Consider the following 15797-nt stretch of genomic DNA (forward strand, 5'->3'; position numbering starts at 1 on the left):
CTACGGATAATGGAAAGAATGAAAATAGTCTTCAAAGCTCATAATGTGTAAAGGAGACCTGCTTGTTATAACACCAGGTGAACGTAAAGCAATTTGTTAGATATACATAAGGAGATGATACTTTATGCCTCAATGGCATCCGCATCGTGAACAAAAAAATTTACCTGATGAATTTCCTGTTAATCCGCTTTTTTCTCGACAAGGAGAAGTGACGATTCCAAGGCTGCGTATCGGTGATCAAGGTATGCTTCCAGAAACAGCTTATCAAATCATTCATGATGAAATTGCTTTAGACGGAAATGCCCGTTTAAATTTAGCTACGTTTGTTACTACTTGGATGGAGCCTGATGCAAAGCGTTTGTACGGAGAGTCTTTTGATAAGAATATGATCGATAAAGATGAGTATCCGCAGACAGCGGCTATTGAAGAGAGATGTGTACGTATTTTAGCGGATTTGTGGAATTCACCTAATCCTGATACAACGATGGGCGTTTCTACTACAGGTTCATCTGAAGCTTGTATGCTTGGTGGACTAGCGTTAAAAAGACGCTGGCAAAAACTGCGTAAAAGCAAAGGTCTATCAACAGAACGGCCGAACATTGTATTTAGTTCATCCGTTCAAGTGGTGTGGGAGAAGTTCGCAAACTATTGGGACGTAGAGCCTCGTTATGTGAACATTAATGCAGATCATCCCTATTTAGATCCAGAAGGCGTCATTAATGCAGTTGACGAAAATACAATTGGTGTCGTACCGATTCTTGGAGTGACGTATACAGGAGTTTACGAACCAATTGCTGCTATCGCCAAAGCATTAGATGAGTTACAGGAAAAAACAGGGTTAGATATTCCTATCCATGTAGATGCTGCTTCTGGAGGTTTTATCGCTCCATTTCTTCAACCAGACCTTATTTGGGATTTCCGTTTACCGCGAGTAAAGTCCATTAACGTCTCAGGACACAAGTATGGTTTAGTTTACCCTGGCTTAGGATGGGTGATTTGGAGAGAAAAAGAAGACTTGCCTGAAGATCTTATTTTCCGCGTTTCTTATTTAGGAGGCAACATGCCAACTTTTGCGCTCAACTTCTCTAGACCAGGAGCACAAGTTCTTTTGCAGTACTACAATTTCTTGCGTTTAGGTAAAGACGGCTATTATGCCGTGCAAAAAACCTCCCAAGAAAACGCGCTGTTTCTTAGCAAAGAAATTGGAGAAATGGAAGCATTCGAAATTCTTGCTGATGGTTCAGATATCCCGGTTCTTGCTTGGAAACTGAAAGAAGGATATACACCAAACTGGACGCTTTATGATTTGTCTAGACAACTGCGTACGTATGGATGGCAAGTGCCTGCTTATCCGCTGCCTGCAGATATGGAAGAAATAACAATCATGCGCATTGTTGTTAGAAATGGATTTTCAAGAGACCTTGCTCATTTATTTATGGTTAATTTCAAACAAGCCGTTGAATTTCTTAACTCGTTGGATAGACCTGTTCTTAAAGACACGAAATACGACAACGGATTTCATCATTAACATTTGTTACGAAAACACAAAGCCGTGTTCTGAAAAAGGTATATGGCTTTGTGTTTTTTTATGTATAAAAAGATAATTTTTTCAAAAAATTCCATAAATAACGAAAGAAAATATTCTTATATTTTCTTAATTTTGGTATAATAACCCCTAAGGTTTTATAGTTCTTTAGAATTATGTAAAACCTAAAAAAAGAGAAAAAAAGGGGATAATAGTCTATGAAAATGTTGAAAGTTGCTTTTGGTATTCCATTATTAGCTATATTGCTAGCAGCCTGTAGCGAGGAGTCCAGTGAAACTGTATCGCAAAAAGAAGAGCCTACAGAGAAATCAACAGCGGTTCATACGAAAGAAAATGGCAATAAAACGGCTGTAAAAGAATCATCGCCGAATACATTACAAACAAAAGCATCAACAATTAAAAAAGCAGTTAATTCTAAAGAAGCTGATCGCGATTACTTATTAAACGTAATGAATGGTTATCAGTATATCCAAGTAGGTGACAATCAGTATATTTACTACGGCATTAATCAAGAGCAAAATGTTTTTTGTATGATGGAAGTTAATTTTGACGCCAGTGGTGATTATGTAGAAAACATCAATTTTGTTGATAATGCTTCAGAAGAACAAATTGCTTTGCTTCAAAACCAAATACAAGAACAACAAAAGCAATTATCAGACCTTGAACAGCAGCAAATGGAAAAGGAATTAGATGATTACTATGCGCAGCTAGAAGAAGACCGACAAAAAGAAGAAGAGGCGCAGGCCAAAGCTGATGCAGAAGCTGAAGCTCAGGCAGAAGCAGATCGTAAAGCGGAGGAAGAACGTTTAGCAGAAGAAGAGAAGAAACAGCAGGAGGAAGAGGAGGCTCAGGCAAAAGTAGATGAGGAAGAAGCTGATGCTGAAGCTTCTTTAGAAGATGAGGCGCAAACAGAATCGGAATCAGAACCAGAGCAAGAAGAAGATACAGAAGCCCTTGAGGAAGAGGAAACAGCGGAACAAACAGTTTCCAAAGAGCAAGCTATCCAGCTAGTTCGTGATCAGCAAGGCATATCTGAAGATTCACCTTTCTTTGTAACATATGATCACCTTGACGACTCAGGAAACTATATTATCCATGTTTATGAAAATGTTGTGGATAATGAAGATACAGGAGAGGAACATACAGCTACACAAGGGTGGTATCAAGTAAGTCCTAGTGATGGGTCCATTACTGATGTTACGGTAGATGGTTACTAATAGAAAGAAAAAAGGTTTATTAAAAGAAGCGTTCCTAAAAAGGAATGGCTTCTTTTTTAAGGTATAATTTTATTATATAGGAATCTCCTGAAAAATGGAGCGATATAGATGAAATTGAAAGCTGTTACTACTTTCCTATTAGTAGTATTTTATTAGACTTGGAGGAGCACTTTTGCACAAATTAAAATGTATTTCGTTATTTATGTTTACTTTTTTATTTTTACAAGGATGCGAAGAAAAATCGAATTCGATGATTCAAAGTGAATCAGCTAAACCTGAAGTAATAAAAGAAGGAAAAAAAGAGAAGAAAAATATGACAGTGGTGTATGATAAAGCAAAATGGCATTATGAGGGAGACTTTCCAGAAGGGTTAGATGATGAACAAGGTTTTGTACATACGGGAATGTATCTGGGGTGGATTATTGAGAACCATTTATATAGCAAAGAATTTAAAGAAGCGGCTGCTAATGAAATCATCAAATTTAAACAAAAGAAAACGACAGGAACTGAAATATACATGAACTGGGATGGTGTATTTGTAAGTGATATGTTAAATGAGGAGGGTAATGCTTTTACAAAAGCCTATTTTGACTTTAAAGACGGTGTTTATTTGGATGATTATGAAGAAGTATTTCCTCATGTGAAATCTCTTTACGAAGTGAAAGACACATGGGGAAATTATGAAACGTTAAAACCGAAACTTAATAAGCGTTTTAATAGCTGGAAACATAAAAAAACAACGACCAAGGGGGATACGATGTTTACAATTGACGATTATATTAGTTCCTTAAAAGAAAGTCTTCAAAAAAATGAACATGTATTGATTGCAAACATAAAAGAGATACAGACTTTTCATTATTATGAAGGAATTGATTTGCTGGACTTTGAGATTTTTATGCAACCGTTTGATTTGTCTATTATGATGTTTTCTATGGATGATGAAGCGAATGAAGTTTTTTATGAAGGAAGTGATAGAAAGATCTTTGCAGGTAGTCACCCTTTATTTGACGAGACTCAATACTATGATCTTCCTGCTGAAAACTCGGACGCTTTTTGGGAGTTTTATGAACAAAATGAAGAAGCTATCGCTGCTGCTGAAGAAGAAACTATTGTAAGGTGGTTTGTTTCCTGCTGGAATAAAGCGGGTGGTAAAAGCTTTGAATTGCCTGTCTATTTAGACTTCCATGATGATATAAAATCTTTTGATTTACATAAGAACAAGTGGATAGATAGTGAAGAAAAGTGGGCTGAGTAAAAGTAGATTTACATACCCACTAAACCTAAGTGAAAATAAATAAGATCAAAGCAAGCGGGAAGTTTTATTCATTTCTAATTTTAAAGTTTGTTTTCCGCTTTCTTATAATATAAGGGGTGACTAGCTTTGAGAATTGTAGAGACGACTATTTTTACCATCGAACCTGATGATAATTGTTTAAATATCATTGATGCAGATTACAAAGATGAATATGGACTGGTCTTAGTTCAAAAACGCCATAATAGATTCGAATTGTCTGTAAACGGTACTACTCTTTATCCACGTTTAAAAATAAACTATCCTTTTGTCAGATGGATTGATTATAAGCATTTTTTGATAATGAATCCTAGAACTAAGGGAGAAAAGCACAATTTGTTTATTATGAATATCGATGGAGAAGTCATACGGTCATTCTATTGTGGAGATGCTGTGCAAGACGTAGCGGTTAGTAAAGAAGGAATATGGTGCAGCTATTTCGACGAAGGCGTTTTTGGTGAAGGGATATCAACAGAAGGGTTAGTATTATTTGATAATACAGGTTCCCCAACTTTTCAATATCACACTCATTTACCAGATGCTCCATCCATTGCAGATTGTTATGCAATTTGCAGAGGTAAAAATACGACACTTTGGTTATATCCATATACAGATTTTGAGTTAATTGAAGTAAATCCCGAGAAGAATTCTTTTATTGCACATCAAACTCCTGAAACGTTACATGGATCACAAGCAATAAGTATTAGAGGGAGAATATAGCTATTTTTACAGCCCATACAACAAGGAAGGAACTTTATACAGTTGGAAAGCAGAAGACAGTGGTGCTAAAAAAATAGGTAAGTTAAGCGGAACCCTTAGAGGACTAGATACAAGGCAAAAAGCTCATTTTATAGGGATTGAGGAAAAGAGCATAAAAGTTTACACCATCATCAACCCGAAAGAGTATTAAAACATAAAATTCGACTTACACAGATGCGTTTATTCAAGGGTTAGAATCTATTTTAACTCAGTATCCAATTAAAGAAATTTAAATTATATAAATCAAAGAGGTAATGTATTTTATGAAAAGTTGGTTCAAAAAACATTCTACTAATAAAAAACATGAGGATAGCAATACATATTGGCAATTAGATAATGTTTATGAAAGAAACAAAGAATCTCCTTATACATTTTACAAGCCAAGAAAAGCGGTGACGGATAAATTAAAAGCGGGAGACCTGGTGAAGTTAGTTTTCTTTAGTGATTCAGATACAGCTGGTTCCAAAGGAGAAAGAATGTGGGTGGAAATTACGGATAGAAACAAAGAGAACTTTGTTGGAAAGCTTGATAATGAACCTTATCATTTAAAGGGCTTAAAACTTGGTCAAATCCTGCATTTTGGCACTGAACATATTTGTGATACTGAATATGAAGACGATGACGCTGCAAAGATGGACTATTACTTTAATACCCTCGTAACAGTTAGCAATGATGTTTTAGAAAGAAACGAGTTTAATTTTCTGTTAAAAGATAAACCAAATGAACCAAATGATTCAGGATGGGTTATTTTTAGCGGATACGAAGAAGATGAATTTACTAGTAATCCAAATAATTTTCAAATTGTAGCTCTAGGAGTTGCTTTAAATGTTGATGACTCAATTTTAGCTTTTATAAATGAATCACCGCTATGTGCTTACGAAAGAAATGAGTTTGGGGAATTTGATAGAATTCATGACTACGATTGGGAAACATACCTTAGTGAGTGAAAGCTTGCAACTAGTAATTTTGAAAGTTTGTATGACAAGCGGATGGAGGGGAAGAAGTTGTTCTTTTTCCCTTTTTTTGCGCTTCTACATCAAATATAGCCACTTGAAACTCGGGATACAAAATTGTAAAGTTCTAGGATAAACCATAAGGAGTTACTTGATTACATATAAAATGATACGTACTGGCGTATTCAGGCGATTGTGATTAAGTGAGCGGTCATTTTAACCATTTGTAAGATATAATCTATAGCTTGTACTATTTCACATTTGACTTTAAAAGCATCATTCAGTCGATTTTTAAGAGTTCTGTTTACAGCCCCAAATTAAAATCACGAGAGTAAAACCAGCTCACTTGAAAACAAATCTATACACTTTAAAGAAAAAGCAAAAGGTGATAGACATTCCAAGGGTCTAAGAGCAAGGGAGACCCTAACGATTTTATTTCTTTTTCTAGTTTACATAATATATATTCTAGGAACCAATAGATGAAACGAAAATTCTGTCTCAATATAAAAGTATACTTATGATATTGAGACAGAATTTAAAAAATGAGATAGGGTTTGTGTTTATATGATTTAACTCACTAAACTAATTATCAGCAAGATTTGTTCAATTAGAACAAATCTTGCTATGATTTTATAGAATGCATATCGATTTCACCAGATTGTTTTTGGGTTTGATCAGTTCGATTTATATTTATAGATTTTGAAAAATAAATGAGTTTACTTGTAGGATTTAGATTTTATACTCATTTATTTTTTCTCATCGTATTCTCAATAAACTCTTTGCAAATTGATAAAATCTGTTTACGTTTAATCTTTTAAGGATTTATTTGCTACAGAACGTATATTTTTCATTCAGTACATATGTTTGTATTAAATGGATTTTTATTCATTTATAAAAGTGAAAACCTCGTATTTCCTGTAATAAAATACACAAATTAGTATTTTTATTCTGTCTGATTTCTTGTTAAAATCACTGAAAACCCCTTTCTTATCAGCTTTTTAGTGATTTTAGTTGTAGTTTCCTTTTTCATCGGGTATAATATTAAACAAATAGATGACGGTATAAATTGGATGTCATTATCCAGTTTTAAAGGAGCGATACTCATGAACATTACAATTTATTATGGAAATCATGAAGATAAAACAATTCATACAATGGATTGTCACGTAGATATCGATTTAGATGATGAAGATATGGTAGCTTTAACAGAAGCTCGTTAATGAATATATAAAAGGCTGTGGATGCTTTTCATCTGCAGCCTTTTATTTTTTGCTCCCCCTCTCCTCTTTAATTTCTACTAACCGCTACGTTTTACAAACCTTAGTTACTTTTATTATAAAATTTCAAATTCTCCGTTAACTTATCTTTACTTTTCGACACATTTTTTGTATCATTAGATAAGAACGTATGTTCGTTTGATTTTTATCGTATTGATGATCACAAGGAGTGTTTTTGAATGACGGTACGAAAAAGAAAAAGAAAGAAGCTCCCTCCTACCCTATCCAATACAGGCTTTATTGGAGCAACGTTTGCTGATACAAATGAATTAGCACGCAATGAATATCACTTTCCTCGTAAGCAAATGAAAATTACCCATCATGTCTTAGATGCCTTGCTTCAAGGGGCAACGCACTTATTTCAACAGCATAAAGTTGAAGCCGCTATCTCATGCGTGTACCTTCCTAAGTACAAGAAGATTGGTTTAGTCCTTTCTAAACAGCCTTTTGGCCGCAATGAAGGCATTGGGTATTTTATTAATTACTTAAAGGAAATCGGACATATTGAGTGGGATGAAAAAACGAAAGACTACGAAATACATAATACGAGTTTTATCGGCGTGGTATTTGCAGATCTAGAAAAAATTGCTAAGTTCACCTTCGACTTTGAGCTGGAATTGCTGTCGAAATTCGTTAAAGATTTAATTATTCCTGCCAAAGAGCTGTTCTTGCAGCATAATGTAAAAGCGTATCTCTCCGGCGTTGAAAATGAAGATCAGCATAAAGTAGGGTTTGTTTTATCGATCAAGCCTTATGATGAACGTAAGGAAGCAGACTTATATTTTGTGGAGTATTTAAAAGAACGTGGTTTATACGAAGAGGACGAGTCTGAAGAAGAGCTAGTACCTATTCATACAAAATGGAGCTTATTTAAATAACATACGTTATACCCGCTGTCTTAATAAGATAAGCGGGTCTTTTTTTGCTTTTTACTAAAACTCAAAACAAATTAGTAGCAAGTACTAATAGTTAGTAATATAATAATAGTAATGATAAAAATCATTGATATCTATAATATAAGGAGTCGTTTTTATGATTCAACTAAAAGATTTAGTTCCAAGTGAACATTACAACTTAACAGAGGAAATTGAAAAACATGCATCCGATCAGCTTGCGTTAAAGTGGCAGGACGCTGACGGTGCACGTGAAGAAATTACATATAATCAGCTGTTAGCAAAAGCCAATAAAGTGGCAAACGGGTTAACAGAGCTAGGTTTAACAAAAGGCGATCATGTCTTGGTTATTGCACCTCGCCTTATTGAATCGTACGCTATTTACTTAGCATGCTTAAAAGCAGGTATTATTGTAATTCCTTCTTCAGAACTATTACGCGCAAAAGATATCCAATATCGTTTACATCACGCTGAAGCAAAAGCGATTATTTCTTACCATCCTTTCTGCAATGAGATCGATAAGATTGAAAACTTCCCTACTTCTCTACAACATAAAATTACGTTTGGTGCTGATGTTACGTCATGGACGCGCTTAGAGTCACTTACAGCGGCTGCATCAGAACAGTTCCAAGCAGCTAAAACAACTAAGGATGATACGGCATTCCTTCCTTATACATCTGGTACAACAGGACAGCCAAAAGGCGTTGTTCATACTCATGGATGGGCTTATGCTCACCTTCGTATCGCAGCTGCTGAATGGTTAGATATTAAAAAAGGCGATACGGTCTGGGCAACAGCAGGTCCTGGTTGGCAAAAATGGATTTGGACTCCGTTTTTATCTGTACTTGGACAAGGTGCAACAGGCATTATCTATAACGGACGTTTTGAACCTAAAAAGTTTTTAGAAATTTTACAGGATGAAAAAGTAAACGTACTGTGCTGCACGCCAACAGAGTACCGCTTTATGGCTAAAATTGATGAGCTTGAACGTTTTGACCTGTCTCACCTTCATAGCGCTGTATCTGCAGGAGAACCGCTAAATGAAGAAGTGATTAATGTGTTTAAAAAATATTTTAATATCCAAGTACGTGATGGATACGGTCAAACGGAGAATACTCTTTTAATCGGTACATTAAAAGGTGTAAAAACAAAGATTGGTTCAATGGGTAAACCGATGCTTGAAGGGTTTGTAGAAATCATTAATGAAGACGGCCAACCTTGTGAGCCTGGAGAAGTTGGAGACATTGCCGTTCGTAGAGACCTCCCTTCTCTTTTCAAGCACTACTATAAAGACATGGAGCGCACTGAGAAAACGTATAAAGGAAACTACTATTTAACAGGTGACCGCGCTTCTAAAGATGAAGATAACTATTACTGGTTCCAAGGACGCGGAGATGATATCATTATCAGTTCCGGCTATACAATTGGGCCATTTGAAGTTGAAGATGCGTTAATTAAGCATCCAGCGGTGAAAGAATGTGCCGTTATAGCTAGCCCAGATGCTGATCGCGGCCATGTTGTAAAAGCATATGTTGTTCTTGTCGATCATGTAAAAACAACAGATGCAGGGTTTATTAAAGAGCTGCAAAATCACGTAAAGACTTTAACTGCACCTTACAAGTATCCTCGCGTAATTGAATTTATTGATGAATTGCCAAAAACTAATTCAGGTAAAATTCGACGTGTGGAACTTCGTGAACGCGAGCAACAAAAAGCATAATAAATGAAAAAAAGACGTATCTGTTAGGATACGTCTTTTTTTATTAGATAGCACGCTGTGAAGTACGAACATCTACCGTTAAAACACCCGTATTTACGTTTGCATATGCTTTAATGATGACAGGGTAATCTTTGTTATTTGTGAACTTAAAATCAGGTCCTCCCCACGATACGGTTGCATCTCTTCCTGCCGGTACATAACCTACATGTTTTGAATGGTGAGACCTAGCTGTCACTTGGAGACCAGCACCGTCAATAGCATTAAATAGCGTAGAAGATGTTTGGCAGATCCCTCCGCCAATTCCCATCACCAGCTGTTTGTTGATGATTTCAGGAGCAGGCTGATAGCCTCTTTCTGCTGTGCGCTCCCCAACTGTTTGATTATAAGAAAATGAATCTCCAGGACCTAATACAACGTTGTTAATGGCTTCTGCGGATAGCTGAACATTTCTGTTTCGACTTGTATCACTTGGACGAAACCGTGTAGAATACGAAGCTAGCGATACATCAGCGATCCCTTGAGCAGATGCTGCCGTTACATTTGGAGCGGTTTCGTAAATTGGAACCTTTACATCCAATTGTTTCGTATTTAAGTTCTGCAGATTTTTAACAAGCTCTGCTTCTTTTAAAATGATTTGTTTGGACCCGCCGGTTAACGATCCGTTTGCATCCATTTTTATGTTTTGCATAGGCGTGTCGATCCCTTTTGCCAGTTCAGACGCTAACTGTTTAATTTCTTGATCATATACACCTTTATCCTTGTAATGAACCGGCTTGAATTCTTTCATTACTTCTCCTGTACGGGAATCTTTTAACTGATACGTCAGTTCTTCGACTTTGAGGACTGGCTTTTTCTTTTTCTCAGCCTTTTTTTCTGGTTTTTTAGCCGCTTGTTTTTGTTCTATCGCAGCTGTTTGCTTTGCAGAATGATTGGTATACATGCTGTACGCAATAAACGCACTAACAATTGTCGCGCCAAGCAAAAGCGCCCCTAAGACTTTCTTCATGTAATTGAATCCCCCCATATCTCGGCTTTACCTCAATATGTTTTTTCTATAAAAATATGTATACATTCATTTTATACAAACATCTTGTAAAAGATGATCTGCCAAAGTGAATAATCACCATTTTTTATATTTTTTTTTTGTTCAACACACGAGGTAAAGCGGAATGATGTTCATAGACCCCATTTTTTCTTATGAACTCAATAGAAACAAATGTTGTATGCGTTTCCTATTATTACTATTCTTATATATAATAGCACGAAAACAAGGATTTTTTAACGAATTATGGTAATTATTTTAAAATTTTTCTGACAATTTTCGCGGTGTTGTTCATTTTTCTATGGGCATTATACATGGTATAATGGTAAAAATGGAATTTGTTTTATGAGGAGGATTTACGCTTGACTGAACGTTATAGCAAAGAAGAGATTAGTCATCAGCTAGAAAGTATAGATCATGTAAAAGAAGCTCTTTTAAAATATAAAAACACCGTAATCGGTGAGAAATATGATTTGCTTCCATACCATTTAACTTCAACAAAAGAGGCAATCTTAAAGACCATTCACGATAAAAAAAGCTGTATTGTTAGCGATATCACAAAAGTACTCGGGCTCTCACCTGGTGCTATCACCATTGTATTAAATCAATTAGAAGATGATGAGCTTGTGAATCGTATTTATAAAAAGCAAAACCGCCGAAGCGTGTGGGTAGAGTTGACAGAAAAAGGCGAAAAAGTTGTCGAAATATTGCAAGCTACTCGTGTCGATTTTTGGTCAGATTTACTTTCACACTTATCAGAAGAAGAAAGAGATCAATACTTTCACATTATGAAAAAAATATCTCAAAAATTACAGCAATAAATATAAAAAAAGCGGCTATAAAGGCCGCTTTTTTATTATGCGTATGCTAAGGCTTGTTTTTTCACTTCGTTTTTTAACACTTTTCCTACGCTGTTTTTAGGAAGTGATGAAACAAATACAACAGTTGGCACTTTGTATGGTGCTAATCGTTCTTTACAGAAGTTCACTACATCTTCTTCAGTTAAAGCAGATGCTTCTTGTTTAACAACAAATGCATATGGAACTTCGCCGTACACATCATCAGGCATGCCGACAACTGTCGCTTCTAACACACCATCTGCTGCTAGGACAACTTCTTCTACTTGATCTGGGTAGATGTTGTCTCCTCCATATACAATTACATCTTTATAGCGTCCTTCAATGTAAAGAAATCCGTCTTCATCTAATCGACCTGCATCACCCATCGCTAACCAGCCATCTTGTAAGACAGCGTTTGTTGCTTCTTCGTTTTGCCAGTAGCCTTTGAAAAGATAAGGGCTTCGTACGAGTACTTCACCTTTTTCTCCAGTTGAAACTTCTTGACGTGTTTCGGGGTCTACAATTTTAACTTCCACATGTGGAGCAGGTTTTCCAGCAGAGCTTACTTTCTTCCATCCCATTTGAGGATGCCATGAACTGATAATCCAAGCTTCTGTGCTTCCGTACCCTTGAGCTAAAATCATTCCGTTACGATCATATTGTTCAATTAAAGACTCAGATACTTTTGTTCCGCCTGACACAGCAAGTTTTAGAGGGAAATCATAGTGATCTCCTTTTTCAAGCTCTTCTACAATGTATTTTAATGCCGGTGGTAGTGCAAACAGCATTTTAATGTTTTCTTTTTCAATTACCTCAATTACTTTAGCTGGATCTGTTTCTTCAGAACATACCATTGTGTTTCCTGTGTTGATGCACATAAATAAAATGCTCATCGAACTCATGTGGAAGAATGGATGAACAAACAAATAACGCATGCTTTTATCAATATTTGCACGTTCTTCCTGTCCGCCAGAATTTAAAAAGGCACTTACCGATCCGTGTGCAATCATACATCCTTTTGACTTACCTGTTGTACCAGATGTGAACATCATCAATGCTAGATCTTCAGGAAGTACTTCAGGAAGTGCTTCTGGTGTGTTTGTATCATACGCTGAGAATTGAGCTGTAAATTCTTTTGCATTCTCAATTTTTAACGTAAAGCTAAGTCCATCCGTTTGTTCCGCTTTTTCTAATACAGACGTAAATTCGTTGTGGTGGATAATCGCTTTTAACTGTCCGCTCGTAATAATGCTATCAAGTTCATAAGGTGTCATGCTCTTACTTAATGGAACAACGACTGCTCCCACTTGTAAAATCCCCATTGTAACGACTGGGTAAGCAATGCTTGTATGAGCTAAAATACCAATACGATCTCCTTTTTGAATTCCTTTCTCTAAGAAGTAATGAGACAATTGATTCACTTTTTCATGAAATTCATTAAATGTATAACGTTCATTATGTTCAACTAGTGCTTCATGTTGAGGAGAAATCTCTGCACGTTCTGCGACTAAGTATTGTAATGTGTTCATTTTATCCTCTCCTTTGTCCGCTCGGACTAAATATTTCGTTCATAAATATTTTAATGACTAAAACATAATAACAAAAAAATTTTCCGAAGTAAAAGTTTAAAATTATCAAAATGTGTTTATATAGGTTGTATCGGGAAATGTTAAAAGAGATACTGTTTTTAAGAACTGTTGTATTACCAAGGGTTTGAGAAAATTTTACAAAATTTAAACAGTTCAGACACTGGGTTTAATGAACTATTTTTTTCCTTTTTTTGTTTGTAAATTAGTTTTTATTTCTTGTTTTTCATTTTTTTAATATATTTTCTTACTTTCCCCTTATTCACCGGATTTTGAGCTCATTTATTGAATGAAAACGGTGAATATGAAACAATAATATATAAGCATTTGGATTTGAAAGGAGCAAATTTAGACATGAAAGTTCTTGTAATTGGTGCGAATGGTCAGGTAGGCAAACATATTGTAAACATTTTGAATGAAAGTGATGTGCACACTGTACGTGCGATGGTTCGTAAAGAAGAACAAGCAAAAGAACTTGAGGCAAGAGGTATCGAAACGGCTTTTGCAAGCTTAGAAGGCACTGTACATGAAATTAAGGAAGTGATGAAAGGCTGTGACGCCGTTATCTTTAGTGCAGGATCAGGCGGAAATACAGGCCATGATAAGACACTTTTAATTGATTTAGACGGTGCGGTAAAAGCGATGGAAGCCGCAGAAGATTTAGGTATTAAACGATTTGTGATGGTAAGCGCACTTCAAGCACATCACCGTGAAAACTGGAATACTTCACTAATTCCTTACTATGTAGCCAAACATTATGCAGATAAAATCTTAGAAGCAAGCGGATTAACATATACAATTGTTCGACCAGGCGGATTGTTAAACGAACCAGGAACAGGACGTGTAGATGCTGGGGAGAACAAAGAGCGCGGATCCATTCCTCGCGAAGATGTAGCGCGTGTAGTAGTGGAAACGCTAAGTGAAGATCATACATTCGGACGTTCTTTTGATTTAGTTTCAGGCGATACGCCTATCGCAGAGGCTATTCAATCTATTTAATATAAAAAAAGCAGCGAATCCGTATTCGCTGCTTTTTATTTATCATTTAGTACATGTATTAAATGATAAATCACTTTTGCTGTCAGTCCCCATATGACTCGATCTTCATAGTAATAAAAATGTTCTTCCATCTCTCTTGTTTGCCAATTATAATTTTCACCACCAATAATCGCGTCATAAGGAAAATTATGTTCAGGTTCTACTCTAAAATGGATATTGTGTATATCAGGTTCGGTACGCTGAAAAAAAGAAAGAGGCACGGTAAATACTTCTGCTACTTCCGAAGGATTCGGTCGAAGTTCAAGCGACTCATCAATAAAACCTACATAAGGATAAATGATTGTTCCGAATTGAGAAACGATATAATCTAAAGCTTGTACTTGCTGAATAGATTCAGGCGTAATCCCTAACTCCTCAGATGTTTCACGGATAGCTGTTTCTTTTTCGTCTGCATCCGTCTTCTCGACACGCCCTCCTGGAAAACAAATTTCTCCGGGCTGTCTTCGTAAATCGAGCGCTCTTACCTCAAATAAAACATGTAGTTCCCCTTTTTTTTCAATAAGCGGAACAAGAATACCGAAGCGAGAAAACTGCTCCATTCCAAGAATTGTCGGTATCCGATTTTCTAACTTAGCTATAATACGGGATGCATCCATACGTCCACTTCCTTTCACAAAATGAATTATCAAAAGAATAGCGAGTTATAAGCTACGATGTCAACTAACCTGCAAAAGAAAGCTGTTATCTTTAGTATATGAAGAGATCCATTTAATTGACACTGCAATTGATAAAAATATATAACATAGATATAAATAAAAACAGATAGCACCGGCTACCTGTCTTTTTGTTTTGTCTTTAACAACCCATAAATAAGTAAAAAGAATGCAACCACACTGATAAGCAATCCTCCTACTTGCTTATCAGTGAGTCCAAAACGAAGCTGAAGCCAAAAGATAACCAAGCAAATCAAAATGACGCTAGTAGCTAAATAAAAGTAAATGCTGTAGAAAAACGGATTCGTTCTTTTCCGTTTGTAAACAAGTAGTGAGATGCCTATATACGTACCCAATAGTGTGAGTAATACAACAACTTCCGTTAATGTTCTCACCGCATTCTCCCCTCTCCCTTTTTTCTTCTATACCCCGTTTCTTCTTTCATCAAAAGGAAGTTTGACTAAGGTATTTACAAAAAACCGCCTTATAGCATAAGGCGGTTTCCTTCAATACGCTTTATCCTGGTTTGTATTATATATCAAGAGCAAAGGTAATGACCGCTTCACAAGCTAACTCGCTGTCTACAAATGCTTTTCCTTTTCCTCTTACAATCTTTCCGCGCTGCTTGAGAACCTCAAATTCTAAACGCAGTGTATCTCCTGGCCTTACTTGACGCTTAAAACGACATTCGTCTATTCCCGCTAAAAAGGCAAGTCTTCCTTTTTGTTGGTCATCCGCAGCCATAGCAAACCCACCGAGCTGGGCAAGAGCTTCGACAATAAGTACCCCTGGCATTACCATATAGTCCGGGAAGTGGCCTTGGAAAAAAGGTTCATTTGCTGTTACTTGTTTAATCCCTATCGCAAGCTTTCCTTCTTCTTGCTCTAAGATGCGATCAACAAGTAAAAAAGGATAGCGGTGTTGAATGGTATGTTTTATTTGTTTTATATCTTTCATATGTA

Annotated in this window: 13 protein-coding genes and 1 pseudogene; 9 read left to right on the forward strand and 5 right to left on the reverse strand. The window is 36.1% G+C overall.

Annotation, left to right across the window (positions count from 1 at the left end; translation table 11 throughout):
* Positions 1 to 124 precede the first annotated feature (124 nt).
* The 7 genes and pseudogenes from gad to mbcS all read left to right on the forward strand — a co-directional run bounded on the left by gad (position 125) and on the right by mbcS (position 9656).
* A complete protein-coding gene (gad, locus tag ACFX40_RS13880) occupies positions 125 to 1528 on the forward strand; it encodes a glutamate decarboxylase (protein ID WP_328249440.1) in 1404 nt (467 codons plus the stop codon).
* A 215-nt stretch (positions 1529 to 1743) separates the two neighbouring features.
* Entirely contained in the window at positions 1744 to 2763 is a 1020-nt protein-coding gene (locus ACFX40_RS13885; RefSeq protein WP_377255279.1) for a hypothetical protein, read from the forward strand.
* Between the two features lie 313 nt (positions 2764 to 3076).
* Positions 3077 to 3499, forward strand: a pseudogene (locus ACFX40_RS13890) (DUF7832 domain-containing protein); the annotation flags it as partial.
* Between the two features lie 645 nt (positions 3500 to 4144).
* On the forward strand, positions 4145 to 4774 hold the full coding sequence (locus tag ACFX40_RS13895) for a TetR family transcriptional regulator (RefSeq protein WP_377255282.1): 630 nt from the start codon (positions 4145 to 4147) through the stop codon (positions 4772 to 4774).
* 302 nt (positions 4775 to 5076) lie between these two features.
* Positions 5077 to 5760: an immunity protein Imm33 domain-containing protein gene (locus ACFX40_RS13900; RefSeq protein ID WP_098792221.1), complete on the forward strand. Its 684-nt coding sequence runs from the start codon at positions 5077 to 5079 to the stop codon at positions 5758 to 5760.
* 1462 nt (positions 5761 to 7222) lie between these two features.
* Positions 7223 to 7921: a hypothetical protein gene (locus ACFX40_RS13905; protein WP_043982576.1), complete on the forward strand. Its 699-nt coding sequence runs from the start codon at positions 7223 to 7225 to the stop codon at positions 7919 to 7921.
* A gap of 154 nt (positions 7922 to 8075) precedes the next feature.
* The gene (mbcS, locus tag ACFX40_RS13910; protein WP_377255285.1) at positions 8076 to 9656 is read left to right on the forward strand and encodes an acyl-CoA synthetase MbcS; all 1581 of its coding nucleotides are present in this window, start codon (positions 8076 to 8078) and stop codon (positions 9654 to 9656) included.
* Positions 9657 to 9699: 43 nt separating this feature from the next.
* Here mbcS and ACFX40_RS13915 read toward each other — a convergent pair whose 3' ends face one another.
* Positions 9700 to 10662 (reverse strand): VanW family protein, encoded by a 963-nt coding sequence (locus tag ACFX40_RS13915; protein ID WP_377255287.1) that lies wholly within the window; start codon positions 10660 to 10662, stop codon positions 9700 to 9702.
* A gap of 398 nt (positions 10663 to 11060) precedes the next feature.
* Between ACFX40_RS13915 and ACFX40_RS13920 the strand changes: the two genes are divergently transcribed.
* Entirely contained in the window at positions 11061 to 11519 is a 459-nt protein-coding gene (locus tag ACFX40_RS13920) for a MarR family winged helix-turn-helix transcriptional regulator (protein WP_013057155.1), read from the forward strand.
* 35 nt (positions 11520 to 11554) lie between these two features.
* Here ACFX40_RS13920 and ACFX40_RS13925 read toward each other — a convergent pair whose 3' ends face one another.
* Positions 11555 to 13066 carry a class I adenylate-forming enzyme family protein gene (locus tag ACFX40_RS13925; RefSeq protein ID WP_377255290.1) on the reverse strand — a complete coding sequence of 504 codons (1512 nt, stop codon included), beginning with the start codon at positions 13064 to 13066 and terminating at the stop codon, positions 11555 to 11557.
* A 411-nt stretch (positions 13067 to 13477) separates the two neighbouring features.
* Here ACFX40_RS13925 and ACFX40_RS13930 point away from each other — a divergent pair, with 411 nt between their 5' ends.
* Positions 13478 to 14122 (forward strand): SDR family oxidoreductase, encoded by a 645-nt coding sequence (locus ACFX40_RS13930; RefSeq protein WP_013057153.1) that lies wholly within the window; start codon positions 13478 to 13480, stop codon positions 14120 to 14122.
* A 35-nt stretch (positions 14123 to 14157) separates the two neighbouring features.
* Here the strand turns inward: ACFX40_RS13930 and ACFX40_RS13935 are convergent, their stop codons facing one another.
* The 3 genes from ACFX40_RS13935 to fabZ form a co-directional block, all read right to left on the reverse strand.
* Positions 14158 to 14778 (reverse strand): NUDIX hydrolase, encoded by a 621-nt coding sequence (locus tag ACFX40_RS13935; protein WP_098249664.1) that lies wholly within the window; start codon positions 14776 to 14778, stop codon positions 14158 to 14160.
* 176 nt (positions 14779 to 14954) lie between these two features.
* Entirely contained in the window at positions 14955 to 15230 is a 276-nt protein-coding gene (locus ACFX40_RS13940) for a hypothetical protein (RefSeq protein ID WP_016764214.1), read from the reverse strand.
* Between the two features lie 136 nt (positions 15231 to 15366).
* Positions 15367 to 15792 carry a 3-hydroxyacyl-ACP dehydratase FabZ gene (gene fabZ, locus ACFX40_RS13945; RefSeq protein WP_028408452.1) on the reverse strand — a complete coding sequence of 142 codons (426 nt, stop codon included), beginning with the start codon at positions 15790 to 15792 and terminating at the stop codon, positions 15367 to 15369.
* Between the last annotated feature and the right edge of the window lie 5 nt (positions 15793 to 15797).

Origin of the sequence: Priestia sp. YIM B13552, assembly GCF_042787775.1 — a bacterium.
GTDB classification, from domain to species: domain Bacteria; phylum Bacillota; class Bacilli; order Bacillales; family Bacillaceae_H; genus Priestia; species Priestia megaterium_E.

Bases quoted from the DNA above. Each gene is read 5' to 3' on its own strand.
- gad (WP_328249440.1), top strand. From the start codon at position 125: ATGCCTCAATGGCATCCGCATCGTGAACAAAAAAATTTACCTGATGAA.
- ACFX40_RS13885 (WP_377255279.1), top strand. From the start codon at position 1,744: ATGAAAATGTTGAAAGTTGCTTTTGGTATTCCATTATTAGCTATATTG.
- ACFX40_RS13900 (WP_098792221.1), top strand. From the start codon at position 5,077: ATGAAAAGTTGGTTCAAAAAACATTCTACTAATAAAAAACATGAGGAT.
- ACFX40_RS13905 (WP_043982576.1), top strand. From the start codon at position 7,223: ATGACGGTACGAAAAAGAAAAAGAAAGAAGCTCCCTCCTACCCTATCC.
- mbcS (WP_377255285.1), top strand. From the start codon at position 8,076: ATGATTCAACTAAAAGATTTAGTTCCAAGTGAACATTACAACTTAACA.
- ACFX40_RS13915 (WP_377255287.1), bottom strand. From the start codon at position 10,662: ATGAAGAAAGTCTTAGGGGCGCTTTTGCTTGGCGCGACAATTGTTAGT.
- ACFX40_RS13925 (WP_377255290.1), bottom strand. From the start codon at position 13,066: ATGAACACATTACAATACTTAGTCGCAGAACGTGCAGAGATTTCTCCT.
- ACFX40_RS13930 (WP_013057153.1), top strand. From the start codon at position 13,478: ATGAAAGTTCTTGTAATTGGTGCGAATGGTCAGGTAGGCAAACATATT.
- ACFX40_RS13935 (WP_098249664.1), bottom strand. From the start codon at position 14,778: ATGGATGCATCCCGTATTATAGCTAAGTTAGAAAATCGGATACCGACA.
- fabZ (WP_028408452.1), bottom strand. From the start codon at position 15,792: ATGAAAGATATAAAACAAATAAAACATACCATTCAACACCGCTATCCT.